Source organism: Roseomonas alba, from assembly GCF_019430885.1.
Lineage (GTDB): Bacteria > Pseudomonadota > Alphaproteobacteria > Acetobacterales > Acetobacteraceae > Neoroseomonas > Neoroseomonas alba.
Genome location: NZ_JAHYBZ010000013.1, coordinates 80,312 through 106,280 on the forward strand (window position 1 = coordinate 80,312; position 25,969 = coordinate 106,280).

At 69.7% G+C, this 25,969-nt stretch carries 24 protein-coding genes; 4 read left to right on the forward strand and 20 right to left on the reverse strand.

Translation table 11 applies throughout. From position 1 onward, the window contains the following. Window position 1: 1 nt before the first annotated feature. The 10 genes from mnhG to KPL78_RS27745 all read right to left on the reverse strand — a co-directional run bounded on the left by mnhG (window position 2) and on the right by KPL78_RS27745 (window position 11,276). Window positions 2-367: a monovalent cation/H(+) antiporter subunit G gene (gene mnhG, locus KPL78_RS27700; RefSeq protein ID WP_219766534.1), complete on the reverse strand. Its 366-nt coding sequence runs from the start codon at window positions 365-367 to the stop codon at window positions 2-4. Further along, a complete protein-coding gene (locus KPL78_RS27705) occupies window positions 364-645 on the reverse strand; it encodes a K+/H+ antiporter subunit F (RefSeq protein ID WP_219766536.1) in 282 nt (93 codons plus the stop codon). Before KPL78_RS27705 ends, mnhG begins: the two co-directional genes overlap by 4 nt. Next, a complete protein-coding gene (locus tag KPL78_RS27710) occupies window positions 642-1,133 on the reverse strand; it encodes a Na+/H+ antiporter subunit E (protein ID WP_219766538.1) in 492 nt (163 codons plus the stop codon). Before KPL78_RS27710 ends, KPL78_RS27705 begins: the two co-directional genes overlap by 4 nt. Then, window positions 1,130-2,731 (reverse strand): monovalent cation/H+ antiporter subunit D, encoded by a 1,602-nt coding sequence (locus tag KPL78_RS27715; protein ID WP_219766539.1) that lies wholly within the window; start codon window positions 2,729-2,731, stop codon window positions 1,130-1,132. Before KPL78_RS27715 ends, KPL78_RS27710 begins: the two co-directional genes overlap by 4 nt. After that, entirely contained in the window at window positions 2,728-3,072 is a 345-nt protein-coding gene (locus KPL78_RS27720) for a Na+/H+ antiporter subunit C (RefSeq protein ID WP_219766541.1), read from the reverse strand. The genes KPL78_RS27715 and KPL78_RS27720 overlap by 4 nt, the downstream gene beginning before the upstream one ends. Further along, window positions 3,072-5,972, reverse strand: a complete 2,901-nt coding sequence (locus tag KPL78_RS27725) for a monovalent cation/H+ antiporter subunit A (protein ID WP_219766544.1) — start codon at window positions 5,970-5,972, stop codon at window positions 3,072-3,074. The genes KPL78_RS27720 and KPL78_RS27725 overlap by 1 nt, the downstream gene beginning before the upstream one ends. 18 nt (window positions 5,973-5,990) lie before the next feature. Further along, entirely contained in the window at window positions 5,991-6,467 is a 477-nt protein-coding gene (locus KPL78_RS27730) for a PTS sugar transporter subunit IIA (protein WP_219766545.1), read from the reverse strand. A gap of 221 nt (window positions 6,468-6,688) precedes the next feature. After that, window positions 6,689-8,326: a hydantoinase B/oxoprolinase family protein gene (locus KPL78_RS27735; RefSeq protein WP_219766547.1), complete on the reverse strand. Its 1,638-nt coding sequence runs from the start codon at window positions 8,324-8,326 to the stop codon at window positions 6,689-6,691. Then, window positions 8,323-10,344 carry a hydantoinase/oxoprolinase family protein gene (locus tag KPL78_RS27740; RefSeq protein ID WP_219766549.1) on the reverse strand — a complete coding sequence of 674 codons (2,022 nt, stop codon included), beginning with the start codon at window positions 10,342-10,344 and terminating at the stop codon, window positions 8,323-8,325. The genes KPL78_RS27735 and KPL78_RS27740 overlap by 4 nt, the downstream gene beginning before the upstream one ends. Beyond that, complete coding sequence (locus KPL78_RS27745) at window positions 10,341-11,276, reverse strand: alpha/beta hydrolase (protein WP_219766551.1); 936 nt, start codon at window positions 11,274-11,276, stop codon at window positions 10,341-10,343. Before KPL78_RS27745 ends, KPL78_RS27740 begins: the two co-directional genes overlap by 4 nt. A gap of 103 nt (window positions 11,277-11,379) precedes the next feature. Between KPL78_RS27745 and KPL78_RS27750 the strand changes: the two genes are divergently transcribed. Together KPL78_RS27750 and KPL78_RS27755 are read left to right on the forward strand one after the other, a co-directional pair. Next, window positions 11,380-11,970, forward strand: a complete 591-nt coding sequence (locus tag KPL78_RS27750) for a helix-turn-helix domain-containing protein (RefSeq protein ID WP_219766553.1) — start codon at window positions 11,380-11,382, stop codon at window positions 11,968-11,970. Window positions 11,971-11,973: 3 nt separating this feature from the next. Then, a complete protein-coding gene (locus KPL78_RS27755) occupies window positions 11,974-13,257 on the forward strand; it encodes an NAD(P)/FAD-dependent oxidoreductase (protein WP_219766554.1) in 1,284 nt (427 codons plus the stop codon). Between the two features lie 108 nt (window positions 13,258-13,365). On the opposite strand, the gene KPL78_RS27760 is transcribed toward KPL78_RS27755, so the two are convergent. The 6 genes from KPL78_RS27760 to KPL78_RS27785 all read right to left on the reverse strand — a co-directional run bounded on the left by KPL78_RS27760 (window position 13,366) and on the right by KPL78_RS27785 (window position 19,763). Beyond that, entirely contained in the window at window positions 13,366-14,424 is a 1,059-nt protein-coding gene (locus KPL78_RS27760) for an ABC transporter substrate-binding protein (RefSeq protein ID WP_219766555.1), read from the reverse strand. Between the two features lie 28 nt (window positions 14,425-14,452). Beyond that, on the reverse strand, window positions 14,453-15,265 hold the full coding sequence (locus KPL78_RS27765; protein ID WP_219766556.1) for an ABC transporter permease: 813 nt from the start codon (window positions 15,263-15,265) through the stop codon (window positions 14,453-14,455). After that, complete coding sequence (locus KPL78_RS27770; RefSeq protein ID WP_219766557.1) at window positions 15,265-16,044, reverse strand: ABC transporter permease; 780 nt, start codon at window positions 16,042-16,044, stop codon at window positions 15,265-15,267. Before KPL78_RS27770 ends, KPL78_RS27765 begins: the two co-directional genes overlap by 1 nt. Window positions 16,045-16,073: 29 nt before the next feature. Further along, entirely contained in the window at window positions 16,074-17,117 is a 1,044-nt protein-coding gene (locus KPL78_RS27775; protein ID WP_219766558.1) for an ABC transporter ATP-binding protein, read from the reverse strand. An 85-nt stretch (window positions 17,118-17,202) separates the two neighbouring features. Continuing rightward, window positions 17,203-18,069 carry a 4-(cytidine 5'-diphospho)-2-C-methyl-D-erythritol kinase gene (locus tag KPL78_RS27780; RefSeq protein ID WP_219766567.1) on the reverse strand — a complete coding sequence of 289 codons (867 nt, stop codon included), beginning with the start codon at window positions 18,067-18,069 and terminating at the stop codon, window positions 17,203-17,205. After that, window positions 18,066-19,763 carry a tetratricopeptide repeat protein gene (locus KPL78_RS27785; RefSeq protein WP_219766559.1) on the reverse strand — a complete coding sequence of 566 codons (1,698 nt, stop codon included), beginning with the start codon at window positions 19,761-19,763 and terminating at the stop codon, window positions 18,066-18,068. Before KPL78_RS27785 ends, KPL78_RS27780 begins: the two co-directional genes overlap by 4 nt. Window positions 19,764-19,928: 165 nt before the next feature. Here KPL78_RS27785 and KPL78_RS27790 point away from each other — a divergent pair, with 165 nt between their 5' ends. Beyond that, window positions 19,929-21,365, forward strand: coding sequence for an NAD-dependent succinate-semialdehyde dehydrogenase (locus tag KPL78_RS27790; protein WP_219766560.1), 1,437 nt, complete (start codon window positions 19,929-19,931; stop codon window positions 21,363-21,365). Between the two features lie 288 nt (window positions 21,366-21,653). Here the strand turns inward: KPL78_RS27790 and KPL78_RS27795 are convergent, their stop codons facing one another. Genes KPL78_RS27795 through KPL78_RS27805 form a run of 3 tightly spaced genes read right to left on the reverse strand, consistent with a single transcriptional unit; the run spans window position 21,654 to window position 23,845 of the window. Continuing rightward, entirely contained in the window at window positions 21,654-22,160 is a 507-nt protein-coding gene (locus KPL78_RS27795) for a universal stress protein (RefSeq protein WP_219766561.1), read from the reverse strand. A 9-nt stretch (window positions 22,161-22,169) separates the two neighbouring features. Continuing rightward, window positions 22,170-22,934: a TIGR02186 family protein gene (locus KPL78_RS27800; RefSeq protein WP_219766562.1), complete on the reverse strand. Its 765-nt coding sequence runs from the start codon at window positions 22,932-22,934 to the stop codon at window positions 22,170-22,172. Further along, the gene (locus KPL78_RS27805) at window positions 22,931-23,845 is read right to left on the reverse strand and encodes a sulfite exporter TauE/SafE family protein (RefSeq protein ID WP_219766563.1); all 915 of its coding nucleotides are present in this window, start codon (window positions 23,843-23,845) and stop codon (window positions 22,931-22,933) included. Before KPL78_RS27805 ends, KPL78_RS27800 begins: the two co-directional genes overlap by 4 nt. 130 nt (window positions 23,846-23,975) lie before the next feature. On the opposite strand from KPL78_RS27805, the gene KPL78_RS27810 reads away from it, so the two are divergent. Continuing rightward, on the forward strand, window positions 23,976-25,565 hold the full coding sequence (locus KPL78_RS27810) for a bifunctional metallophosphatase/5'-nucleotidase (protein ID WP_255569526.1): 1,590 nt from the start codon (window positions 23,976-23,978) through the stop codon (window positions 25,563-25,565). 22 nt (window positions 25,566-25,587) lie between these two features. Here KPL78_RS27810 and KPL78_RS27815 read toward each other — a convergent pair. After that, on the reverse strand, window positions 25,588-25,969 hold a 382-nt coding region (locus tag KPL78_RS27815), incomplete at its 5' end, for an energy transducer TonB (protein ID WP_219766565.1).

Here is a 25,969-nt window from a genome sequence, read left to right on the forward strand (position 1 = left end):
GTCAGGGAACTTCCTTCTCCGGCGGGTCGGAGGGCAGGACCGCCGGCACTTCCGAGCTGCCCTCCCGCTGGTCGCGATACAGCGCGGCGCGCGTCAGCAGCATCAGCGTGACGGGTGTCGAGAGCACGATGAAGACCGCCATCAGGAGTTCATGCAGCACAAAGCGCGTCCGCAGGACGGAGAAATACAGCATCGAGGCCAGCAGGATGCTGCCGATGCCGAGCGTCGTGCCGAGCGTCGGCGCATGGACCCGCGCGTAGAAGCTGCGCAGGTTGACCAGCCCGATCGATCCGATCAGCGCCAGCGCCGATCCGAACAGCAGCAGCAGCGTGACCGGGATCGCCGCCCAGAGCGGAAGATCGTTCATTCGATCACCTCCCCGCGCATCAGGAATTTCGACAGCGCCGCAGTGGCGACGAAGCCGAGCAGGGCGATGAGCAGCGCCGCCTCGAAATAATGCGTGCTGCCGCTGCGGATGCCGAAGACCAGCAGCAGCATGGCCGCATTCACGTACAGTGCATCGAGCGCCAGCACGCGGTCCTGCGCCCGCGGCCCCCGCAGCACGCGCCAGGCCGCGCAGGCCATGGCGAGCACCAGCAGGATCTGGGCGATCAGCACGGCACCGGACAGCAGCGTGGCGCTCATTCGAAGACCTCCATCAGCCGCCTTTCCCAGCGATCCTTGACGATCCGCACCCATTCCTCGCGGTCGATCAGGTCGAGGACATGCAGCAGCATGGTCCCGTCCGAGGAATCGTAGTCCACCCAGACCGTTCCTGGCGTAGCGGTGAGGATGCAGGCCAACGCCGCCAGCCCATAGGGGCTGCGCATGTCGAGCGGGATGCGCACGAAGCCCGGCTGATGGGTGCGCTCGCGGGGCGGCCGCAGGATCAGGCGCGCCACGGCGTTGTTGGATCGCGCGACCTCGATCGCGACGTCCCGCAACAGGCCGGGCAGGATGGCGATCCGCCGCAGATGCGCGCGCGGCAGCCGCAGTGCCGCGAGCACCGCGCAGCCGGCCAGCGCCAGCGCCCCGCCCAGCAGGACGCCCCCCACCGACACGCCGTCATTCAGCAGCAGCCACAGCAGCAGCATCGCGACAGCCATGGCCGGATAGGGCAGCAGGCGCCTCATGGCGCGGCGTCCGGCCGGCCGGCGAAGACGCCGCGTAGATAGGCCGTCGGCGCGTGCAGTTGCTGCGCGGCCGCCTGCATGTAGTCCATGGTCGGCTCCGCACCCACCGTCAGGCCGATGCAGATCAGCAGCAGGAAGGCGATGGGCAGGATCTCGACCACGCCGATGCGCGGCGGGCGCCGCGCGGGATTGGTCCAGAAGACGTCGATGCCGCTGCGGACCATGGCGATCACCGTCGCGAAGCCCGACAGGATCAGCGCCGCCATCAGCCCCCAGGCGGTGAGGCGCAGCCCTGTCCCGGTCGGCCCCATCACCGCCGACAGGATGGCGAATTTCGCGAGGAAGCCCGACAGCGGCGGCAGGCCCGCCAGCAGCAGCGCGCAGGCCATGAAGGCGAAGCCGAGGATGGCGAGGGTGCCGGGGATGACGACGCCGACGATCTCCTGTTCCTCCAGCTCCTCCTCATCCTCCCCGCTGCCGAAGGCCGCGCGCGTGACGGCCAGCACGTCCGCGCCCACTTCGCGGCCGCGTTCGACCAGTTCGATCAGCAGGAAGAAGGCACCGATGGCGAGCACCGAACTCGCCATGTAGAACAGCGCGCCGCCAGTCACCGCCACCTGCCCGGCCCCGATGGCGGCGAGCAGTGTGCCGGAGGAGATCAGCACGCTCGCCCCGGCAAGCCGCGGCAGGTTCTGCGTCGCCAGCACGGCGATGGACCCGAAGGCGATGGTCAGCAGCCCGCCGACGACCAGCCAATGCGATCCGAAGCCGACCGAAGGTCCTGTCTCCCCGCCGAACAGCAGCAGCCAGACGCGCAGCACGGCGTAGATACCGACCTTGCTGAGGATGGACAGGATCGCCGCCGCCGGCGTCGTCGCCGCGGCATAGGTCGGCGGCAGCCAGAAGCCGAGCGGCCACATCGCCGCCTTGATCAGGAAGGCGATGCCCATGATGGCGAGGCCGGTCTCGAGCAGGCCGCGATCCTCGGCGACGATGTCCCGCATCCGGAAGGCGAGGTCGGCCATGTTGAGCGTGCCGGTGATGCCATAGACGACGCTGACGCCGATCAGGAACAGCAGCGAGGCGACCAGGTTGACCGTGATGTAGTGCAACCCTGCCCGCACCCGCGCCACGCCCGACCCGTGCAGCGCCATGCCGTAGGACGCGGCGAGCATCACCTCGAAGAACACGAACAGGTTGAACAGGTCGCCAGTGAGGAAGGCCCCGTTCAGCCCCATGAGCTGGAATTGGAACAGCGGATGGAAGAACGCCCCCGCCCGTTGCCATCGTCCCAGCGAGAAGACGAAGGCCGCAAATCCCAGCACCGCCGCGAGCGCCAGCATCAGCGCCGTCAGCCCGTCCAGCACGAGCACGATGCCGAACAACGTCGGCCAGTTGCCGAGGCGATAGATGCGCACCACCGGCTCATCCGCCATGGTCAGCAGCAGCCCGGCCAGCAGGACCAGCGTGACGGTGGAGGCCAGCCCGATCAGCCCGATCAGGTTCCGCCGCCGGTCGCCGATCAGGATCATGATCGCGCCGGCCAGCATCGGCACCACGATCGGCGCCATCAGCAGATGGTCCGTCCAGGCGGTCACCGGTCGCGCTCCCGCCCATCGACATGGTCGCTGCCGGTCAGGCCGCGCGCGGCCAGCAGCACCACCAGCAGCAGCGCCGTGGTGGCGAAGCCGATGACGATGGCGGTCAGCACCAGCGCCTGCGGCAGCGGGTCGGCATAGTTGGCCAGGCTGCCGGATTCGCCGGCCCGCAGGATCGCCGCCGCGCCGCTGCGTAATCCGCCCGTCGAGAAGATGAACAGATTCACCGCATAGGACAGCAGCGCGAGTCCCACGATCACCTGGAAGGTGCGCGCCCGCAGCAGCAGCCAGACCCCCGATCCGGCGAGCACTCCGATGGCGAGGGAGGCGATGAGTTCCATCAGCGGTCTCCCGTCGCGCGTTCGGCCGCGCGCTGGCCGCGCACGGATTGGTGCGCCAGGGCGACCAGCATCAGCAGCGTCGCGCCCACCACCAGCGCGAAGACGCCGATGTCGAAGATCAGCGCGCTCGCCATCGGTATCTTCCCGATGATCGGAAGCTCGGCGTAGGCGAAGTAGGTGGTCAGGAAGGGCCGCCCGAAGATCCAGGCGGCCAGCCCGGTCCCGGCGGCGAGCAGCAGGCCGAAGCCGAGCCAGCGCTGCGGCCGCAGCATGTGCAGGTGGTCCTCGGTCCAGTCCGTCCCGCCGATCATGTACATCAGCAGGATGGCGATCGCGACGATCATGCCGGCGGAGAATCCGCCCCCGGGCAGATCATGCCCGCGCAGCAGCAGGAAGACCGCGACGATCAGCATGACGGGAAACAGCAGCCGCGACAGGGTGAAGGGAACCAGCAGCCAATCCGCCGTGGGCGTCGTCGCGTCGCCATGCAGCGCGCCGTCGCCCTGGTCGCGCTGCTGTTCCGGGACCTCCACGCTGTCCGGCGCGGGGCGGAAGCGGCGCAGCAGGGCATAGGTCGTCAGCGCCACGGCAGCGACGACGAAGATCTCACCCAGCGTGTCGAAGCCGCGGAAGTCCACCAGGATGACGTTGACGACATTGGTGCCGCCGCCTTCAGTGTAGGCGCGTTCGAGGAAATGCTGAGCCAGCAGTTCCGGCGGCGTGCGCGTCATCACTGCATAGGACAGCGCCGCAAGGCCCGCGCCCGACCCGATCGCGAGCGTCAGATCGCGCAGCCGGCGCCTCAGGCTCAGCACGTCCAATCCGCGCTCCCCCGGCACCTTGCGCCGCTGCGGCAGCCAGCGCAGGCCGAGCACCAGCAGCACGGTCGTCACCACCTCCACCGTAAGCTGCGTCAGCGCGAGATCGGGGGCGGAGAACCAGACGAAGGTGAGGCAGACGACGAGGCCCACCCCACCCAGAAGGATCACCGCCGCCAGCCGGTGGAATTTCGCCTGCCACGCCGTGCCGAGCGCGAAGGCCGCGCCCACCAGCCAGATCAGCACCAGCACCGGGTCCATCGGCGTGGCGGGCAGGTTGCCGGGTCCGAAGCCGCGCCACAGCACGGCGGAGACCCCGCCGAACAGGGCGATGCCGACGATCAGGCGAAGCTGCGGTTGCAGCCGGCGCGTGCCGAAGATGTTCTCGAGTCGCCGGGCCAGGCGCCAGGACAGGAAGACCATCACGCGCTCGAAGATGCGTTCGGCATCGACGCCGCGCAGCAGAGGCGGACCATCGGCATCGCTGCGCAAATAGCCCTGCAGCAGGCGATACAGCAGGACGCCGCCGGCGAGCGCGATCACGCTCATCAGCAGCGGCAGGTTGAAGCCGTGCCAGACGGCGAGGCTGTAGTAGGGCACCTCCGCCCCCAGCACGCCGCGCACGGCCAGGGCGAGATACGGCCCCACCGTCGCTGCCGGCAGCAGGCCGATCATGATGCAGACCAGCACCAGGATCTCGACCGGGAAGCGCATCCATCCCGCCGGTTCGTGCGGCGAACGCGGCAGGTCGGTCGCCGGCGGGCCGAAGAAGGCGCCATGGATGAAGCGCAGGGAATAGGCGACGGAGAAGGCGCTCGCGGCCATCGCCGCGACGGGCAGGATCGTCAGCAGCGAGAATTCGCCCTGGGCGGACAGCGCCTCGGCGAAGAACATCTCCTTGGACAGGAAGCCGTTCAGCAGCGGCACGCCGGCCATGGCGGCCGCCGCGACGCCGGCCAGCCGTGCCGTGAAGGGCATGGTCTGGTTTAGCCCCGACAGGCGCCGGATGTCGCGCGTGCCCGTTTCATGGTCGATGATGCCCGCCGCCATGAACAACGAGCATTTGAACGCCGCGTGGTTGATGATGTGGAAGACGGCGGCGACCAGGGCCAGTTCGCTCTTCAGCCCCAGCAGCAGGGTGATCAGCCCCAGATGGCTGATGGTGGAATAGGCGAGCAGCCCCTTCAGGTCGTTCTGAAAGATGGCGATATAGGCGCCGACCAACATGGTGATCAGCCCGGCAAGGCCGATGATCCAGGTCCAGGCATCGGTGCCCGCCATGACGGGCCACAGCCGCGCCAGCAGGAAGACCCCGGCCTTCACCAGCGTCGCCGAATGCAGATAGGCCGAGACCGGCGTGGGCGCGGCCATCGCACGCGGCAGCCAGAAATGGAATGGGAACTGCGCGCTCTTCGTCAGCGCCCCGAAGGCCACCAGCAGCAGCGCCGGCAGGTAGAGCGCATGCTCGCGGATCAGGTTCCCCGCGGTCAGCACCGTGTCGAGGTCATAGCTCCCGACGATATGCCCGATCAGCAGCACGCCGCCGAACAACGCCAGCCCACCCGCGCCGGTGATGGTCAGCGCCATGCGCGCCCCATCCCGTGCCGCCGCCGTATGGTGCCAATAGCCGATGAGGAGAAAGGAGAAGAGGCTCGTCAACTCCCAGAAGAAGGCGAGTTGGATCAGGTTCCCCGAGATCACCACCCCCATCATTGCCCCCATGAAGGCAAGCAGGAAGGCGAAGAAGCGCGGGACCGGATCCTCCTCGGACATGTAGTAGCGCGCATAGAGCACGACGAGCGCCCCGATGCCGCTGACCATGCCCGCAAACAGCCAGGCGAAGCCGTCCATGCGCAGGGTGAGGTTCAGCCCCTGCCCCGGCATCCAGGGAATTTCCGCTCGCAGGATCTCTCCCGCCGAAACCCCCGGATAGGCCATCCAGACGAGAGTCAGGCAGATCAGTGTCACCCCGCCCGCCAGCGCCGAGGCCGTGTCGCGTGCATGGGCCGGCAACAGCCCGGCCAAGATGGCCCCGATGAACGGTAGCCCGACCAGGGCGATCAGCAGCAGCGCGTCAGCCATCGAACCGCCGGACCCACCTCACGCCCCGTCCCCTTCGCCCGATGGCGCATCGTATCGATTGAGCAGTGACACCACCTCCTCGGCCGATTCGGCGTGACGGAGCTGCCGCAGCGCCTGCGGCTCGCGCAACGCACGGCATGTGTCGGACAGGGCGGGGAGGAAGCCCTCCGCCTCGGCTTCCGGCCACAGCACCAGGATGACGAGATCGACCGGCTCCTCGTCGCGCGCCTCGTAGTCGATCGGCTTGCGCAACCGCGCGAAGAGCAGGACTGGCGGGGCATCGCCCTTCAGTCGCGCATGCGGCAGGGCCACGCCGCGCCCGAGGCCCGTGGACCCCAACGCCTCGCGGTCCTGCAGGGCCTTGAGGATCTCCCCGCTCGGCCGGCCCAGGCGGGGCGCGGCCTGCTCCGCCAGATCCTGCAACAGGGCACGCTTATTTCCGGCCCCCAGGTCGAGGATGACATCCGCAGCCGAGATCCGGTCCGAGATCCCCATTCCTTCCTCCAGGCCAGATGAACGCGCGAGGGCATACTGCACCACGGCGCGGCGCTTGGGTGCGGCCTACCAAGGGGGAAGGAGCGTGACAACCTTGGGGTGATCAAGAAGGGGAGGGGCTCTGCCCTTCCCGAGCCCTCCCCGCCAAAGGCCGAAAGGCCCTTAGGAACCTCCATTTGGCGTTCGGCACGACGGTTGGGTCCGGTGCCCCTCTGGTTTCGCTAATCCGCGGCCAGCAGCCCCAACTGCCTGTCCCGCGCCGCATCGGCGGCGTCGCGCAGCGCGGGGTCGCCATATCCGCCGCCGCCGCCCGAGGACAGCAGGATCAGATCCCCCTTGCGCAGCGCGACATCGTCCTTCGACCGCACGGCGATGGTCTCGTTGCCGCGATGGATGATGCAGGATCCGACCGCGCCCGGCCCCCCGCCCGCCATGCCGGGGGCGGGGATGCGGAAGCGATCCGCATAAATGGCGAGCCGCACCCCTTCCTCAAGAATGCGATAGGCACGTACCGACCCCAGCCCGCCGCGATGTTGTCCGGCACCGCCGCTGCCGGGGCGCAGCGCATAGGCCTCGATGCGGAAGAAGTCGTAGTCGGCGTCGATCTGCTCGACGGGCGTGTTGGTGCAGTTGGACAACGGTCCGGCGACGGCATCGCAGCCGTCGTTGCGCGGGGAGGCGCCATAGCCCCCGTCGCGCAGCTCGATGAAGACCCTGTACCGCCCATCCTTCAGATGGCTGAGGCAGAAGCCCGTGGTGCAGTCGTATCCCGGCGCGACGGCATGGTCGGGGTTGGCCTGGCCGAGCGCCTTCAGCACCACATCATAGGCACGGAAGGACGCCTCCATGCGCGCGCGCACCGGCGCCGGCGGATTGGGGTTCAGCAGCGACCCCTTGGGCGCGCTGATCGTCACGGCGCGGGACGCGCCTTCGTTGAACGGCACATCCCCGCCGGTCAGCACCGCCTTCACGCAGGCCAATACTGCCGAGACGGTAGAGGCGAAGGGCGCGTTCATATGCGTCTTCACCTGCGGCGCCGTGCCGGCGAAATCGACATGCAGGTCGTCGCCCTTGACCGTCAGCGTCACGCGTACCGGCAGCGGTTTGTCGGTCAGGCCGTCATCGTCGACGGCATCCTCGGCGGTGTAGGTGCCGTCCGGGATGGCGGCGATCGCCGCGCGCACGCGGCGTTCGGTATAGGCGATCATCTCTGCCATCGCCTCGCGCACCGTGGAGGCGGAATACTTGTCACACATTTCCGTCACCCGCGCCGCGCCCACGGCGCAGGCGGCGAACTGGGAATCGATATCACCCAGCGTCTGCTCCGGCACACGGATATTGGCGCCGATGAAGCGGCGCAGCGGCCCTTCGTCGTTCCAGTCGGTCGTGAGGTTGTACTTGCTGGGCGGGATGACCAGCCCTTCCTGGTAGAAGTCGGTCGCGCTCGAATTCAGCCCCGGCGCGCCGCCGCCGACATCGAGGTGGTGTGCCACCGCCGCGCTGAACCCGACGATCGCGCCATCATGGAAGATCGGCACGAAGATCAGGATGTCCTGCAGGTGGTGCGCCCCGTGATAGGGGTGATTGCAGATGTAGAAATCGCCTTCCTTCAGCGTGTGCACCGGATAGAGCGCGGCGCAGGATCGGAAGGTGATGGACAGCGAGCCCACCAGCATCGGGATCAGCTCGTCGCTCTGCGCCACCGCATTGCCCTCAGCATCCAGGATGCCGGTCGAAGCATCCTTGCCATCGCGCACGATGGGCGAATAGGCGGAGCGGTAGAGCTTGATGCCCATTTCCCGCGCCGCGGAGAGCAGCGCCTGGCTGATGACCGCCTGGTCGACCGGGTTGAGGGTCATGCGCCCCTCCGCAGGATGAGGTTGCCGGATGGGTCGGTGGCGGCGGTCCAGCCTTCGGGCACATAGACCATGGCGGTCAGGTCCTGCAGCGCCAGCGGGCCCGCGACAGGATCCGCGCCGATCGCCGCGCGCGCCATGCGGCGGGCGGGACGATCGCGCCCGCCATCGAAGATCGTCGCCGCCGTTTCCGGCACGGTCAGCGGCGGGCCGGCGATCTCGGCGAGGCTCGGCACCGTCCCGTGCGGCACATGCAGGCCGACGCGATAGGAGACGATCTCCACCGGCCGCACCTGCCCCACCGCGCCGAGACGATAGATGCGCCGATGTTCCGCCGCGAAGGCATCGAGCAGGGCTTCCGTCGTCAGCGTCGCGAGGCCGCCGAGATCGAGCGGCACCGGGATCTCAAAGGCCTGCCCGACATAGCGCATTTCGAGCACCGCCTCGGGGTGCCGATCCGCGCCGAGGCTGATGGCGTCCGCGCGCCGATGCAGACCCGACAGCATCTCCTCCAGTGTCGCCCGCACCGCCTCCGGCGCGCCCACATCGAGAGCGGTGCGCCGCGTCAGGCTGTCATAGAGGCTGTAATCCGCCGCCAGCAGCCCATAGGCCGAGATGACGCCGGCATTGGGCGGGACGACGACGGTGTCGATGGCCAGGGCCTCGGCGACGGCCGCCGCGTGCAGCGGCCCGGCGCCGCCGAAGGGCACCAGCGCATAGTCGCGCGGGTCGCGCCCGCGGCTGGTGCTGACCAGCCGGATGGCCGAGACGATGTTCGCCACCGCGATCTGGATGGCGCTGTCGGCCAGCGTCTCGACCGACATGCCGAGCTCCGCGGCGAGCGGCTCATAGGCCTTGCGCGCCGCGCCGGCATCCAACGGCAGTGCGCCGGCGAGCTTCGCATCCGACGGCAGCCGCCCGCAGATCACATGCGCATCGGTCAGCGTCGGCTGCGTGCCGCCGCGGCCATAGCAGGCCGGGCCAGGATCGGCGCCGGCGCTGCGCGGACCCACGCGCAGCAGCCCGCCATCATCCACCCAGACCAGGGAGCCGCCGCCCGCCCCGATGGTGGTGATGTCGACCATGGGCATCAGAACCGGCAGCGTATCGACGCGCGCCTCGCGTGTCAGTTCCGGCCTTCCGTCCTGCACCAGGCAGACATCGGCCGAGGTCCCGCCGATATCGAGGGTGATGATGTCGCGATGCCCGGACAGCGCCGCCTGGCGGATCGCGCCGGTCACGCCCGCCGCCGGCCCGGACAGCAGCGCCGTCACGGCGTTGCGCCGGATCGCCGCGGCCGGCACGCGCCCGCCATTGGACTGCATCATGGAGAAGCGGCCGGCAAAGCCGCCTTCCGCGAGCCGCGCCTCGATCCGCCGCAGATAGGCGTCGAGCACCGGCTGCACATAGGCGGCGAGCGTCGCCGTGCTGGTGCGTTCGTATTCGCGGAACTCGCGCGTCACATCGACCGAACAGGTCACCGGAAGGCCTGGGCGGTGTTCCGCCAGCCAATCCGCGATGGCCCGTTCATGCGCCGGATTGGCGAAGGAATTCAGCAGGCAGATGGCGACCGCACCATGCTGGCCCTCGTCCAGGAAGCGCGCCAGAACCGGGCCGAAAACAGCCATGTCGAGGTCGCGGGCAATGCCGCCGTCGCTGACGGTGCGCTCCGGCACTTCCAGCGTGTCGTAGCGCGGCACCAGCGGATCGGGCTTGCGGTAGAAGATGTCGAAAAGCTGCTCGCGATCCTGGCGGCGGAGCTGCAGCACGTCGCGAAAGCCCTCGGTGGTCAGCAGGGCAAGGCGCGAGCCCTTGCGTTCCAGCACCGCATTCGTCGCGACGGTGGATCCGTGCGCGAGATCCGCCATGCCATCCAGCGGAATGCCCGCGGCGGCGATGGCATCGAAGACGCCGCGATCCGGTTCGCGCGGCGTGCTCGGCACCTTGGTCAGGCGGACGCCGGTTTCGTCGATGCAGACCAGGTCGGTGAAGGTGCCGCCGATCTCGACGCCGACCTTCACGCCAGATGCTCCCGGAGGAAGGCACAGAGTGCCGCGAATTCCGCGCGACCCTGGCTGCCGGCCTCGCGCATGCGCAGGAAGCCGTGCAGCATCCGCCGCGCCTCGCGATAGCTCACCCAGACGCCTTCGAGCGCCAGCCGCCCCGCGAATTCCCGCCCGTCGTCGCGCAGCGGGTCGAATTCCGCCGTGTGGATGAAGGTTGGCGGCAGGCCGGAGAGATCCGGTGCCTTCAGTGGTGCCGCATAGGGATCGGCGGCAAAGCGCCAGCCCGAGAAATAGATGTCGTTGTAGTAGATCATGCTCTCGGTCGTCAGGGACGGCCCGTCCTTGCTCTCGATGTAGGAGGGTAGGATCGGATCGGCGCCCAGCGTCGGGTAGACCAGCGCCTGCGCGGCGATCGCCGGCCCGCCGCGGTCCCGTGCCGCCAGGCAGCAGGCCGCGCTGAGGCTGCCGCCGGCGCTGTCGCCGCACAGCGCGATGCGCGCACCATCCACGCCGATCTCACCGCCCTGCGCCGCCAGCCAGGACAGGACGCCAAAGGAATCGTTGAAGGCGGCAGGGAAGGGATGCTCGGGTGTCAGCCGGTAGTCCACACTAACCACCGCCGCGCCGGTCTGGTCGCACAGGCCCCAGGCATTGCTGTCGGAGGAATCGAGATCGCCCAGCATGAAGCCGCCGCCATGCAGGTAGACGATGGCCGGTGCGCCCGCTTCCTGCCCGTCCCTGCGGTAGATGCGCACCGGCACCGCATGGTCCGGCGTCGGGACGATGCGATCCTCGGTGAGGATGTGTGCCGGGCGGGGGATCGCGATGGCATTGGTGTAGCGCGTCCAGTTCGCGCGCTTCTCCGCCGGCGTCTTCGCCGGCGCCATCAGCACGCGGGCCGCGAGCAGCGGCTTCATGTCAGGGTGAATCTCGCTCTCGTCCCGCATCCTCGTCACACTCCGGCCTGTTCCGTGAAGTGGGTCACGGCTTCTTCGGCTGTTCAAGGGTGAATTTCACTGTTATGAATGTTTGCGGAGACATTTCACGCGCATGGAATCTTCGACGAGCCGCGCCATCGACCCTATCGACGCCTCGGTGGGCGGGCGCGTGCGGCAATTGCGCCGCCAGCGCGACTTGTCGCTGCAGCAGGTCGCCGAGCGAGCGGACCTCTCCGTCGGCTTCCTGAGCCAGATCGAGCGCGGCCTCTCCTCGCCCTCCCTGCGCGACCTCATCCGCGTCGCGACGGCACTCGAAACCGATCTCGGCACGCTGTTCGAAGGTGCGGGCACCACGGCGTCGGCGGGCGGTTCCATCGTCACCCGGCCCGCCGAGCGGCAGGAAGTCGCCTTCCACGAAGGCATCACCAAGCAGCTTCTGACGCCGCATGGCGATGCCTCGCTGCGGCTCTACATGATCACGCTGGAACCCAATGGCCGCACCGGGGAAGCCCTCTACAGCCATGCCGGGGAGGAAGCCGGCGTCGTGCTCCAGGGTCGCCTGCTGCTGACCGTCGAGACCATCGACCACCTGCTGCAGGAAGGCGACAGCTTCCGCTTCCGCAGCGACCGTCCGCACCGCTTCTCCAATGCCTCCGGCATGGTGACGCGCGTGCTGTGGGTGAACACCCTGCCGACAGGCTGACCGATGACCGCCATGCCCCTGCCGCCGAGCCTCTATGCCGCCACGGCGCGTCCCGCTCCGCCCATGCCGCCGCTGGACGGCGATGCGGCGGTGGATGTGCTCGTCATCGGCGGCGGCTTCACCGGCCTGTCCACCGCGCTGCACCTCGCCGAGCGCGGGACGCGCGTCATGGTGCTGGAGGCCGCCGAGCCGGGCTGGGGCGCGTCGGGTCGCAATGGCGGGCAGGTGAACCCCGGCCTGAAGCCCGATCCTGACGAGGTGGAGCGCGATTTCGGCCCCGATCTTGGCGGCCGCATGGTGCGCTTCGGCTGGAGCGCGCCGGAGACGACCTTCGCCCTGATCCGCCGCTGGCAGATCGCCTGCGATGCGCGGCAGGGCGGCACGCTGCGCGCCGCCTATCAGCCGCGCCATGCGGATGGCGTGCGGCGGTCGGCCGAGCAGGGCCTGAAGCGCGGCATGCCCGTCACCCTCCTGGAAGGCGATGCCGCGCGCGCCGCGACCGGGCATGACCGCTACCTCGCCATCATGCTCGATGCGAGTGGCGGTGACGTGCAGCCCTTCGACTATGCGCGCGGCCTGGCCGGTGCGGCGCAGAAGGCCGGCGCGACGGTCCATGGCGGCACGCGCGTCACCAGCCTGACGCGCGATGGCACCGCCTGGCGCGCCACCACGCCGACCGGCACCGTGCGCGCGGACAAGGTCGTGCTCGCGACCAATGGCTATACCGATGATCTCTGGCCCGGCCTGCGGCAATCGGTCGTGCCGGTGTTCAGTTCCATCGCCGCCACCGCGCCGCTGTCGTCCGACGTCGTGGCGGGCATCATGCCGCATCGCGGCTCGCTGTATGAAAGCGGGCACATCACCGTCTATCTGCGCGTCGACCAGGCCGGCCGGCTGCTGATCGGCGGTCGCGGCCCGCAGCGGCCGATCGCCGACCACGCGCCGGTTCAGTATCTGATCGACTATGCGCAGAAGCTCTGGCCGCAACTGCGTGGCGCGACCTGGACCCATGGCTGGAACGGCCAGCTCGCCATGACGAAGGATCACTACCCGCATATCCACGAACCGGCGCCGGGCCTCTATGCCTGCCTGGGCTACAACGGCCGCGGCGTCGCGCTGTCCACGGCGATGGGGGGCGAGATCGCGAAGCTCGCCACCGGCACGCCGGCGCGCGACATCGCCATGCCGGTCACCCCGATCCGGCCGATCGCCTTCCATGGCTTCTGGAAGCTCGGGGTGATGGCGAAGGTGATGGAAGGCCGCATCCGCGACCGCTTCGGCCTGTAGACTGCAGCGTCCTGCGGACACCCTGTCTGCTCCGTGCCGGGCATAGGCCCTGTGGCCTCTGATGGGGGTGGTCTGGAGGCGGCAAAGCCCCCTCCAGCAATCCGTCGATCACCGCGCCCGGTCGAGGATCTGCTCCACCAGCCGGATGCGCTGCTCAAGATCCGTGGCGATGGTGTACCAGTTGGGCGACCAGTTGCGCGCGCGCACATCCGCCATGGACATGCCGAGCTCGCGCTCCAGCGCGTTCGGCAGCGTCACATTGGTCGCGAGCGGCAGGTAGCCGCTCTCCGCCGCGGAGACCTGCTTCTCCGGCGCGATGCAGGCGTTGAGGTAGCTCAGTGCCGCGGCGCGGTCCTGTGAGCCCTTGGGAATGGACAGGACGTAGGACAGCACTAGCCCGCCTTCGCGTGGCAGGGTGATGTTCACATCGGTCTGCCCGGCGCGGCGCAGCATCTGGATCTGGCCGGAGTAGAAGGGCGCCGCCGTCACCTCGCCGCGCGAGAGCTGCTGCTGCAGCGACGCCATGGAGGTGTAGACGCTGATGGCGTTCTTCGCGACCGCTTCCAGCATCGGGATGCCCGGCCGGATGTTCGCCTCATCCCCGCCATTCAGCTTGGCATAGAGCGTGAGGTCGTAAGGTGCGAGGAAGAGCGGCCGGGTGATCGAGATCTGGTCGCGCCACTTGCGCTCCTTCAGCGCGTTCCAGGTATCGAAGTCGGCCGCCTTCGCCATGCTCTCGTTGAAGGCGATACCGTAGTAGATGAAGTAGATCGGCATGCCGAGCAGCTTGCCCTCCGCATTGCGGATCCAATACTGCTGCGGGATGTGCTGGATGCTCGGCAGGTCAGCCTCGGTGAATTCCTCGACCAGCCCGCGCTGGGCGAGGTTCGCCGCCTGGTAGGACGCGGCGACGATGACGTTGTGCTGCGGCCGGCCCTGCGCGGCGGCGACCGCCGCGGCCGGATCGGGCACCTCGACCACGGTGGTCTCGATGCCGCTCGCCTGCTGGAAGGGAGCGGCGAAGCTGTCACGCCACATGCGGGCGCCGCCGCCACCCCAACTCGCCATCACCACCTTGCCCTCGGCGGCGCGGGCGCGGGTGAAGGCGAACGGCGCCTGCAGCAGCGTGGCGGCGCCGGCGATCATGGACCTGCGGTGCATCGTCATGGTCACTCTCCTTCGCGGTGCGATGGGTTCAGGCGGGGGCGTGGCGGCCCTCCTCCTCGATGTCGATGAAGATGCGCAGGCCCACCAGCCGGTCGATCAGCAGCACCAGCCCCGCGGTCAGCAGGATCAGGACCGAGGAGATGGCGGCGACGACCGGATCGGCGCTGTCATGGATATGGGTGTAGATGGACACCGGCAGGGTGGTGAATTGCGGCCCGGTCAGGAACATGGTGACCGTCACCTCGTCGAAGCTGATGATGAAGCTGAACAGCAGCGACGCCGCGATGCCTGGGCGCAGCAGCGGCAGCACCACACGGGTCAGCGTCTGGCGCGGCTCGGCGCCGAGGATCGTCGCGGCCTCGGTCAGGGAGCGGTCGATCTGCCGCAGGGATACGGCAATAGGCCGGTAGGCGAAGGGCGCGCAGAGGATCAGATGCGCCATCAGCACGCCGATGAAGCCGCCGTTCAGATGCAGCATCGACAGCCAGCCCAGGAAGGCGATGCCGATCGCCGCATGGGGAAAGAGCAGCGGGGCGAGGATCGCCGTCTCCGCAGCGCTGCGCAGCCGGGCCGGCGCGCGGTCGAGCGCGAGCGCGGCCAGTACCGCGATGATGGTCGTCACCACCGCCGCGACGATGGCGATGACCGCGCTCTGCGCGAAAGCGGTGATCCAGGCCGTGCTGCCGAGGAATTCGAGATACCAGCGCCAGGAGAATCCCGGCGGCGGAAAGGCCAGCACGGCGCGCGGCGAGAAGGAGGCGCCGATCACGATGATCAGCGGTGCCGGCAGCAGGATCAGCAGCAGGACCGCGATGATGCGGGTGGCCGGGGACAGTCCCATCACACGCCTTCCTGCGTCTGGCGGATGCGCGCTTCCAGCAGGCGCAAGGGCGCGACCAGCACCAGGGCGACAACGAGCAGCATGACGGCCATGGCCGTGGCGCGCTCGAAATTGAAGACCTGGAAGATCTCCGTATAGATCTGCGTGCCCAGCATGCGATCACGCAGCCCGCCCAGCAGCAGCGGCGTCACGATCGCCCCTGTGGCCATCAGCAGCACGAGCGACGCCCCGCCGATCACGCCGGGCATCGACAGCGGCAGGGTCACCCGGCGGAAGGTCTGCCAGCGCGTGCCGCCGAGGATGCGGCTCGCTTCCTCCAGCCGCCGGTCCTGTTGCAACAGGGAGGACAGGATGGCGATGACCACGAAGGGCAGGAAGACATGCGTCAGGCCGATCAGCACCGCAGTCGGCGTGAACAGCATGCGGATCGGCGCGTCGATGAGGCCGAGGTCCCGCAGCGTCATGTTCACCACGCCGCGATTGCCCAGCAGCACCATCCAGCCAAAGGTGCGCACCACGATGGACACCAGCCAGGGCGAGATCACCAGGATCAGCCACAGGTTGCGGTGCTTCGACCGCGCGAGGAACAGCGCCAGGGGATAGGCCAGCACCACGCAGAACAGCGTCGTCAGCGCCGAGATCCACACGGTCCGCCACAGCACGCGCAGCACGACCTGGTCCGACAGCAGATCGGCATAGAGCCCGACGCCGCCTTTGGTGAAGGACCCCCAGATCAGCCCGCCGATCGCCACCGCGAAGGCGGCGATCAGCATCGCCATGGGCGCGAAGAGGGCAACGCGCCCCGCTTTCATTGCGCCGGCACGCTCGCCGCGCGGGCGGGGTCGAAGCCCAGCACCGTGCGCGCCCCGGGCGCCAGATCGCCCACCGCCCCGCCGTGGATCAGCACCACCCAGGGCTCGGCCGCCTCGTCCAGACCGATGCGCAACCGCGCATGCGGGCCGATATAGTCGATGGTCTCGATGACGCCTTCGCGCCGCGCCGGGAGGGACGTTGCGGCCGCCCCGATGGCGCAGTCCTCCGGCCGGATCACCAGCAGGGACCGCGGCGGCGGCCTCACGCCGAAGGCGGCGAGCTGCGCGGCGTCGCGGATATTCGCCTCGCCCACGAAATCCGCCACGAAGCGGCTGGCCGGGCGCTGATACAGGTCGCGCGGGCTGCCGAACTGCTCAAGCTTGCCGTGGTTGAACACCGCGACCCGGTCGGCCATGGACAGGGCCTCCTCCTGGTCGTGGGTGACGAAGATGAAGGTGGTACGCGTGCGCCGCTGCAGCGCCTTCAGCTCTTGCTGCAATTGCCGCCGCAGCTTCAGGTCCAGGGCCGAGAGCGGTTCGTCCAGCAGCAGCACCGCCGGTTCCAGCACCAGCGCGCGGGCCAGTGCGACGCGCTGCCGCTGGCCGCCCGACAATTGCTGGATGCGCCGCCCGGACAGCGCGCCGAGCTCGACCAGCGCCAGCGCCTGGGCGACCTCCTGCGCGATGGCTTCTTTCGCATGGCCGCGCAGTTCCAGCCCGAAGGCGACGTTCTGCGCGACAGACAGGTGCGGGAATAGCGCAAGGTTCTGGAACACCAGCCCGACATCGCGCCGGTTCGGCGGCAGCCTGCCGAGTTCCCGGCCATCGAGCGCCGCACGCCCGGAATCCGCGGCCTCGAATCCCGCGATGATGCGCAGCAGCGTCGTCTTGCCGCAGCCGCTGGGGCCGAGGAAGGCGATGAACTCGCCCGCCTCGATGTCGAGATCCACGCCATCGACCGCACGCAGCGCGCCGAAGGTCTTGGTGATGCGGTCCAGCCTCAGCCGTCCCTTGGTCGCTGCGCTTGGCATGCCGGCCATGTCACCGGGCCAGCGTGAAAGGGGCAAGCGAAAATTTCACAATCCTAAAATTCAGCGGCGAATTTTCATATCCGTGACGATAGCATCAGGCCTGCGGTGCCCGTACCGGAGCATCGAATACCCCGCCGCCCCAGTGCCACCAGATCGCAGGCAACAACCGTGCCGCTGCGGCCGCCGCTGCCGGCGTGGCGAACAGGCCGAAGCAGGTTGCGCCGGATCCGCTCATCCGCGCCAGCAGGCAGCCCGGCAGGGCGCGCAGCGCCGACAGCACCTCGGCGATCGGGGGGCACAGCGCCATGGCCGGCGCTTCGAGGTCGTTGCGCAGCGCGCCCAGGTCCTGGACGAAGGAGGCTAGGTCCGGCCAGCGCGGCGCGAGCGCCGCGGGCGGCGAGAACGGCCCGCTGCGTCGTGCGAAGACAGCCGGCGTCGGCAGCGCCAGCCGCGGATTGGCCAGCACGATGCCGAGCTTCGGTATCGGCGGCACCGGGCCCAGCACTTCGCCGATGCCGGACATGCGCACCGGCTGGCAGGCGAGGCAGGCCGGCACATCCGCGCCGAGCGCCAGCGCCGTCGCGTCGTCGGTCCGTGTCCCCCACAGGGCGCCAAGCGCCCGCAGCGCCGCCGCCGCATCCGCACTGCCGCCCCCGATGCCCGAGGCGACCGGCAGGCGCTTGGTCAGCCGTAGGGTTGCCGCAGCCTCCCGCCCGGCCGCCGCCGCGAGGCCGCGCGCCGCGCGCAGGACCAGATTGTCGGGCTCGGCTGCCAGCGATCCGGCCTCGGGACCGGTGATGGCAAGGCTCAGCGTCCCGGCCGGCGCCGCCTGCACCGTGTCGCCGATGCCGGCGAAGACCACCAGGCTGTCGAGCGTGTGGTAGCCATCCGTCCGGCAGCCGGTGACATGGAGGTAGAGATTGACCTTCGCCGGGGCTGGTTCGGTAACGCCGGTGTTCAGCGCCGGTTCTCCGCCACCGGATTGGCCGGCAGCCCGCTGCGCAGCTTGGCCTCGATCTTCGGGCCCTCATCGCCCTCCGGGCCCAGCGCCAGGGCGCGGCGCCACTGGAACTGCGCCTCCCGCTGCCGCCCGGCAGACCAATAGGCATCGCCCAGATGGTCGTTGATGACGCTGTTGCGGGCCTCGAGTTCCACCGCCCGTTCCAGCCAGCGGATCGCCCCCTGCAGGTCGCCCATCTTGTAGAGCGCCCAGCCCAGGCTGTCGGCGATGTTGCCGTCCTGAGGGCGCAGCGCCACGGCGCGTTCGAGCATACGCCGGGCCTCGGCCAGGTGCTCGCCCCGCTCGACCCAGGTGTAGCCGAGATAGTTCAGCACATAGGGCTGCTCCGGGCTGACCTCGAGCGCGCGGCGAAAATCGGCCTCCGCCGCCGGCCAGTCGCCGGCGCGTTCCAACGCCACGCCGCGGGCGTAGAACAGCGGCCAATGCGCCGCCGTCGGCGCCTGCACCCGTCGGATCGCCTCGGAATAGGCGGCGACCGCCTCGGGCCAGCGCTGCCGGCTGCGCATCAGGTCGCCCAGCCGGGCATAGGGCTGGGACGACGCCGGGAACGCCGCGGCGATGGCGTTCAACTGCGCCGCCGCCTCATCCGTCCGGTCGAGCCGCTCCAGCACCGCGGCCTTGCGGAGCCCCGCCAGCCCGGCCAGCGGGTCGTCGCCCGGGATCTCGTTCAGCAGGCGCAGCGCGGCCTCGTATTGCCGCTCATCCGCCAGCGCGTCGGAGGCGAGCAACAACGCCGGCGTGAAACTCGGGCGCAGCCGCAGCGACAACCGCGTCAGCGCCAGCGAGAATTCCGCCGCCCCCTGTCCGCGCAACGATCCGGCCAGCGCGAGATAGGCCTCGGCCATGCCCTCGACCGGGGACGCGACGGCCCGCGTCGTCAGCAGGGAACGCTGCGCCTCAGGCGAGGCAGAGAGCACCAGGTCCTCCTGGTTGCGCGTATAGGCTTCGAGCAGCCGGTCGGCGTCCTCCTCCCGCCCGCCGCGGGCCAGGATGCCGCCGGCGATCTGCACGAGGCGCAGGGTCATCGGCTGGTTGTCGCCGATGGAGATGCGGGCGAAGCGTTCGGCCTCGCGCGGCCGGCCTGCAAGGTCGGCGATCAGCGCGGCGTGCATGGCATAGAGCGTGCGCAGCCGCCCTGTTTCCGAGAGCGGCCGCAGCAGCGTCAGCGCCTGTTCGGTCTGCCCCTTGCCCTGCAGCGTCCAGGCCAGCAACAAGGGTTGCAGCAGCTGCGCCACGCCCTGGCGGGGGAGGGTGCGGATGCGTTGCTCGGCACGGTCCCAGCGCCCGGCTTGGGCGTCGGTGCCGGCGATCAGCATGGCGGCGAGCGTGTTGTCCGGCAGGCGCCGGGCCAGCCGCACCGCTTCCGACCGCCCGTCCAGCAGCGTCGCGATGAAGGCCCGCTCGACCACCTCGGGCTGGTTCGGATCGGCCCGCAGCGCCGCCAGCATCGCATCGGCCGCGACGCGCGTATCGGATTCGGACGTCGCGAAGCGACCGGCGAGATAGGCCCCGAAAGCGTTGCTCGGCGACGGTGTGAAGCCGGATTGCCCGCCGCTGCCATCCGCGGCCGCACAAGCCGTCAGCAGGGCGAAGGCGAGGAAGGTCAGGCGACGCGGCGCTGGGGAACGGGTCATCCGGGTATCCTAGCCAGCCCCGTGCTGCAGCGCCACGACCCAGGAAAAGTGCCCTCCGCGTCACGCCGGCGCGAGCCATGCCGGCAGGACGGGACACCCCGGCTGGCCCGGCGCAGGTTGCGGGTCTAGGGTGCGCGCCCCACCGCTTTCCGGAGGCACGCGCCAATGTCCTATCCCAACGTCCTGCTGCACGTGAACGGGGAGTGGCGTCCGGCCCGCTCCGGCAAGACCCTCAACATCATCAACCCGGCCACCGAGGAAGTGATCGGCACCGTCGCGCATGCCGAGAAGGCCGACCTCGACGAGGCGCTGGCCGCCGCCGACAAGGGCTTCGCGGTGTGGAAGAAGGTCTCGGCCTTCGAGCGCTACAAGCTGATGCGCAAGGCCGCCGACATCGTCCGCTCCCGCGCCGACGCGATCGCGACGATGATGACCATGGAACAGGGCAAGCCCCTGCCCGAGGCCAAGATGGAAGTCATGGCCGCCGGCGACATCATCGACTGGTTCGCCGAGGAAGGCCGCCGCGCCTATGGCCGCGTCATCCCGGCCCGCGGCGAAGGCATTTATCAGCTTGTCGTGAAAGAGCCGGTCGGCCCGGTCGCCGCCTTCACCCCCTGGAACTTCCCGATCAACCAGGTCGTGCGCAAGCTGTGCGGCGCCGTCACGACCGGCTGCTCGATCATCGTGAAGGCCCCGGAAGAAACCCCGGCCTCCCCGGCCGAGCTGATCCGCGCATTCATCGACGCCGGCCTGCCGCCGGGTGTCGTGAACCTCGTCTATGGCGTGCCGGCCGAGATCTCCGAATACCTCATCGCGCATCCGGTCATCCGCAAGGTGACCTTCACCGGCTCGACCCCGGTGGGCAAGCTGCTCTCGGCGCTCGCCGGGCAGCACATGAAGCGCGCGACGATGGAGCTCGGCGGCCATGCGCCGGCGATCGTCTTCGACGATGCGGATCTCGACGTCGCCGCCAAGACGCTGGCGGGCGCCAAGTTCCGCAATGCCGGCCAGGTTTGCGTCTCCCCCACCCGCTTCCTGGTGCAGGAGAAGCTGTATGACGGCTTCGTCGAGAAGTTCGTCGCTCACGCCAAGTCGCTGAAGGTCGGCGACGGCCTCGCCGAGGGCACCACCATGGGGCCCCTCGCCCATGACCGCCGGGTGCCCTGGATCGAGACCCTGGTGCAGGACGCCCAGTCCAAGGGGGCGAAGGTCCAGACCGGCGGCTCGCGCATCGGCAACAAGGGCTATTTCTACGAGCCGACGGTGATGACCGACGTGCCGCTGAACGCCCGCGCGATGAACGAGGAGCCCTTCGGCCCGATGGCCATGATCTCCCGCTTCAAGGATTTCGACGAGGTGGTGACCGAGGCCAACCGCCTGCCCTACGGCCTCGCCGCCTATGCCTTCACCAAGTCGGCCAAGACGGCGAACGCCATCGCCTCCCAGGTCGAGAGCGGCATGATGACCATCAACCATCTCGGCCTCGCTCTGCCGGAAGTGCCCTTCGGCGGCATCAAGGACAGCGGTTACGGCTCGGAAGGCGGGTCGGAGGCGATCGAGGCCTATCTCAACACCAAGTTCGTGTCGCAGGCCGGGCTCTGACCGGGAGGGGGGAGAACCCCCCTTTTCGGCAGCGGTGACCGGGCAGCGCCCTGTGCCGGCGTTGTGACATGTACCGCCTGATGCCCGTAGCGGGGCAGCACCCGATACGGGCGAAGAACATGGCGATGGTGGAACGGGGCAGGGCTCTGCCTGCCCCCGAAGCTCCACCCGCCAAAGGCCAAAAGGCCTTCTCGCCTGCCCGCCGAATTCCGCTGCCGGAAACCCGAGGGGCGCCGCCCGTCCAAACCACCCCGCCAATCGCCCGCAGGCGGCGGCATTTCTCCGCCGTCAGGTGATCCGGTCGAGTTCCTTCTCGTCCAGCGTCCCCGGCACCAGCGTCATCGGCACCGTCAGCCGCGCCGCGTAGCGCCCGGTCAGCGCCGTGATCAGGGGCCCCGGCCCGCCGCCACCCGGCGCCATGGCCAGCACCAGGATCGAAATGCGCGGATCCTCCTCGAGCAGCTTGACCAGCTCGTCGCGCGCCTCGCCTTCGCGGATGATCAGGATGGGGAAGCCGCCGGTGATCTCGTTCACCTCGGCGGCGAGGGCGGAGAGCATCCTCTCCGCCTCCTCGCGCCGTTCCTCCTGCATCATCACGCCGACGCCGGCCCATTCCACCAGGCCGACCGGTTCGATCACGCGCAGCAGGGCGACGCGGCCGCCACCCTTGCGGGCGCGCAGGCAGGCGTACCGCATGGCGACGGTGCGTTCGGCGCTGTCGTCAACGACCACCAGAAAGATGCGGTCGCGCTTGGCGGCGGTGGCGGCCGCGGCGGCTTCCTCGGATCCGGGCATGGAAGACCCTCAGTTACGGCGGAAGACGATACTCCCGAACCAGCCGGCTAGAGCGGCCAGCACGATACAGACGATACCATAGACCACTGGGTCGACCCGCGCGACGGAGGCGATGGAGGCCGCCGTCCCCACCCGATCCACCCGCAGGAACAGGGCCTGGCGCGCGAGGATGCGTTCGTCGCGCACCAGCAGGACCTCGATGCGGTAGTCGCCCGTCTGCACCGTGTCGGGGAAGGAGACTCGGGCGCTGAACAGCCGGCCGCCGGCGATGGTGACGGGATGGGCATATTCCTGCCAGCGCCCGTCCTGCTGCTTCAGTTCCAGCAGCGCCGCGCGGAAGGCCGGCGCCTGGCTGCCGCTGGCCGTGAGCGGCAGCGAATCGAGCCCGAGCCGCGCTGTGCGCCGCGTCTCCTCCGGCAGGATCTGCCAGACCGGGCGCGTCGCCGCGATGGCGTAGAAGCCCGGCACCTGACGAAACACCGTGGACGGACCATTCAACCAGAAGCCGAGGACGTTGACCTTCCGCCGCACCACGGTCGGTTGCGGCGGCCCCCAGGCGACGACGACGACGTCCTCGCCACTTTCCGCCCCGATGAGGCGCTCGGTGGCGCCGAAGACCATGACAGAGGCGCCGGTGAAGCCGGTGGTAATCTCGACCCGGTCGGTGGAGATGTCGGCGGTGAGCTGCGGCGTGCTCGCCGGCGCGGGCTGGGCTCGTGCGGCCCCCGCCAGCAGCACCAGCAGCGTCAGCGCCCTCGCTACGGCGCGGATCACGGCAGCGCCCCGATCGAGAACAGGTTGTCCGGCGCGCGCACCAGATCGTAGAGCAGGCCGAGCGCGACCGAGAGCACGAGCATACCGAGCAACGCGCGCGTCTCCTCGCCACGCAGCTTGGTGCCCATGGAGGCGCCGAACTGTGCGCCCACCACCCCGCCCGCCAGCAGCAGCAGGGTCAGCACGATGTCCACGCTGCCCACCTGCACCGCCTGGAGGAAGGTCACGTTCGCCGCGACGAAGACGACCTGAAACAGCGAGGTGCCGATGACCACCGAGGTTGGCATGCCGAGGAGGTAGATCATCGCCGGCACCAGCATGAAGCCGCCGCCCACGCCCATCACGGCCGACAGGATGCCGATGCCGAATCCCACCAGCAGCGGCGGCACCACCGAGATGTAAAGGCGTGACTTGCGGAAGCGCATCTTGAAGGGCAGGCCGTGCAGCCAGGTGTGCTCATGCGCCTTGGCCGCGGCGACGCCGGTGCGGCGGCGGCGCAGGATGGAGCGCACGCTCTCCCGCACCATCAGCATGCCGACGGTGCCGAGGATCACGACATAGAAGATGGCGACCGCCAGATCGACCTGGCCCGCACGTCTGAGCAGGGCGAAAAGCTGCACGCCCGCGCCCGAGCCGATGAAGCCGCCGACCAGCAGCACCGCGCCCATGCGCGCATCGACATTGCCGCGCCGCCACTGCGCGATGAGGCCCGAGACCGAGGCCCCGATGGTCTGGTTGGCGCCGGAGGCGACGGCGACGGGGGCCGGAATCCCGATCAGGATCAGCAACGGCGTCAGCAGGAATCCGCCACCGACTCCGAACAGACCCGAGAGCCAGCCCACGCCAAAACCAATGCCCAGCAGCAGCAGGGCATCAACACTCATCTCGGCGATGGGCAGGTAGACCTGCATCGCGCCCTGGCCCCAGTTGCTACGAATCCTCGGTCAGACCGGGTTTGAACCCGACTGCCCGAAGCGACAAGGGACAATCCGCACAGGACGCGGCAGGATTGCGGCAGCCGATCGTGACGAGGCCATGACCATGATGCTTTCCCGTCGTTTCCTGCTTGGCGCGGCGCTCGCGCTGCCCGCGCTGCGCACGTCCCCGGCCCAGGCCGTACACCAGGTTCGCCTGGTGCATGTGAACGACTTCCATTCGCGCCACGAACCGGTGGCGCGCCCGACCGGCGCGGCCTGCCGGCCCAACGACACCTGCCTCGGCGGATCCGCGCGGCTGGCCGGCGCCATCGCCACTGCGAAGGCCGAGGCCGCCGCCGCGGGGCGCGGCGTCGTCGCCATCGATGCGGGCGACGAGTTCATGGGCAGCCTGTTCTACACCCAGCATCGCGGGGCGGCGGAACTCGCCGTCATGAAGGCCTGGGGCTGCGAGGCCATGACCCTCGGCAACCACGAATTCGACAATGGCGCGGCGAACCTGGCGCGCTTCGTCGATGGGGCGAACTTCCCGATCCTGTCAGCCAATATCGACGCGACGCGTGAGCCGGAGTTGGCGGGCAAGCTGCGCCCCTGGTGGGAGGCGACGCGCGGCGGCGCCCGCATCGCCTTCATCGGCGTGACGACGCCTGAGACGCCGCTGCTCTCCTCCCCCGGGCGCAACCTGCGCTTCAACGACCCGGCCGAGGCCGCGGCCAAGGCCATCGCGGAGATCCGCGCCACCGGCCCGGCGACGATCGTGCTGCTCTCCCATCTCGGTTTCGACATGGACAGGCGAATGGCCGCCGAGGTGCCTGGCCTCGACGTGATCGTCGGCGGGCATTCGCACACATTGCTCGCCAACAACGAGCCGGATTCGGAAGGGCCGTCCCCGGTGCTGGTGGATGGCCGCGACCGGACGGTGCGCATCGTCCAGACCGGGGCCTATGGGCGGTTCCTCGGCATGCTGGATCTCGACCTCGCGGCGGATGGCAAGGTCGCCGCGACCGGCGGCGCCTGTTCCCCGATCGGCCCCGCCTTCCCCGAAGACGCGCGGGTCGCGACCCTGGTCGCGGAATTCGCCCTGCCGCTCGCAGAGACCCGCCGCCGCCCGGTCGGCACCCTGCCCGCCGCGCTGAACAATGCGGAGTGCCGGCGCGGCGAATGCGCCCTGGGCAATCTGGTCGCCGAAGCGATCCTGGCCCGCGCCCCGGGGGCCGAGATCGCCATCACCAATGGCGGCGGCCTGCGCGCCGGCCTGCCGGACGGCGCCGTCACCTATGGCGATGTGCTGACTACCCTGCCCTTCGGCAACACGGTCGCGACCATGGGTCTGCGCGGCGCGGACGTGGTGGGCGCGCTGGAGAACGGCCTGTCCCAGGGCGCCGGCACGGCCGGGCGCTTCCCCCAGGTCGCCGGCATCCGCTTCGCCTGGGACCCGGACGCCCCGGCCGGCAGCCGCGTGCGGTCGGTCAAGGTGGCGCAGGGCAGCGGCTTCGCGGCGCTCGACCCCGGGCGCGTCTATCGCGTCGCCACCAACGACTTCATGCGCCGCGGCGGCGATGGCTACGCCGTATTCCGCGACCGGGCGCTCGATCCCTATGACGGCGGTGTGCTGCTGGAAGAAGCGGTGGCGGAGGAGATCGCCTCCGGCCGCGCCGCGGCCATCAGGACGGACGGGCGCATCGCCGTGCGGTGAAACGCCGGCGCCGGTGCCAGCCCTACCGGATCTGGAATCGCACCGGCACGGTGATGGTCAGGCTGTCCCCGGGCATGTCCGTCGGCATGCCGGGCAGCCGGGCGCGTTCGATCATCTCGCCCACCGCGCGGTCCAGGTCGGCATCGCCGGCACTGCGCGCGATGGCCCAATTCAGGACGGAACCACTGCGGTGCAGGGTGAAGCGCAGCAGCACGACACCTTCCGCGCGGCGTGACCGTGCGGCTTCCGGGTACCGCTTGTACCGCTCCAGCGCCGCAGCCAGCGCCCGCAGGAAGGATGGCGAGGGCGGCCCGGCCGGCTGCGCGGCCGGTGCCGGCGCGGCCGTGCGTGCGGGGGCCGACGGCGCGACTGCGGCCGGTGCTGCCGGGCGCGGCGCCGCCCGC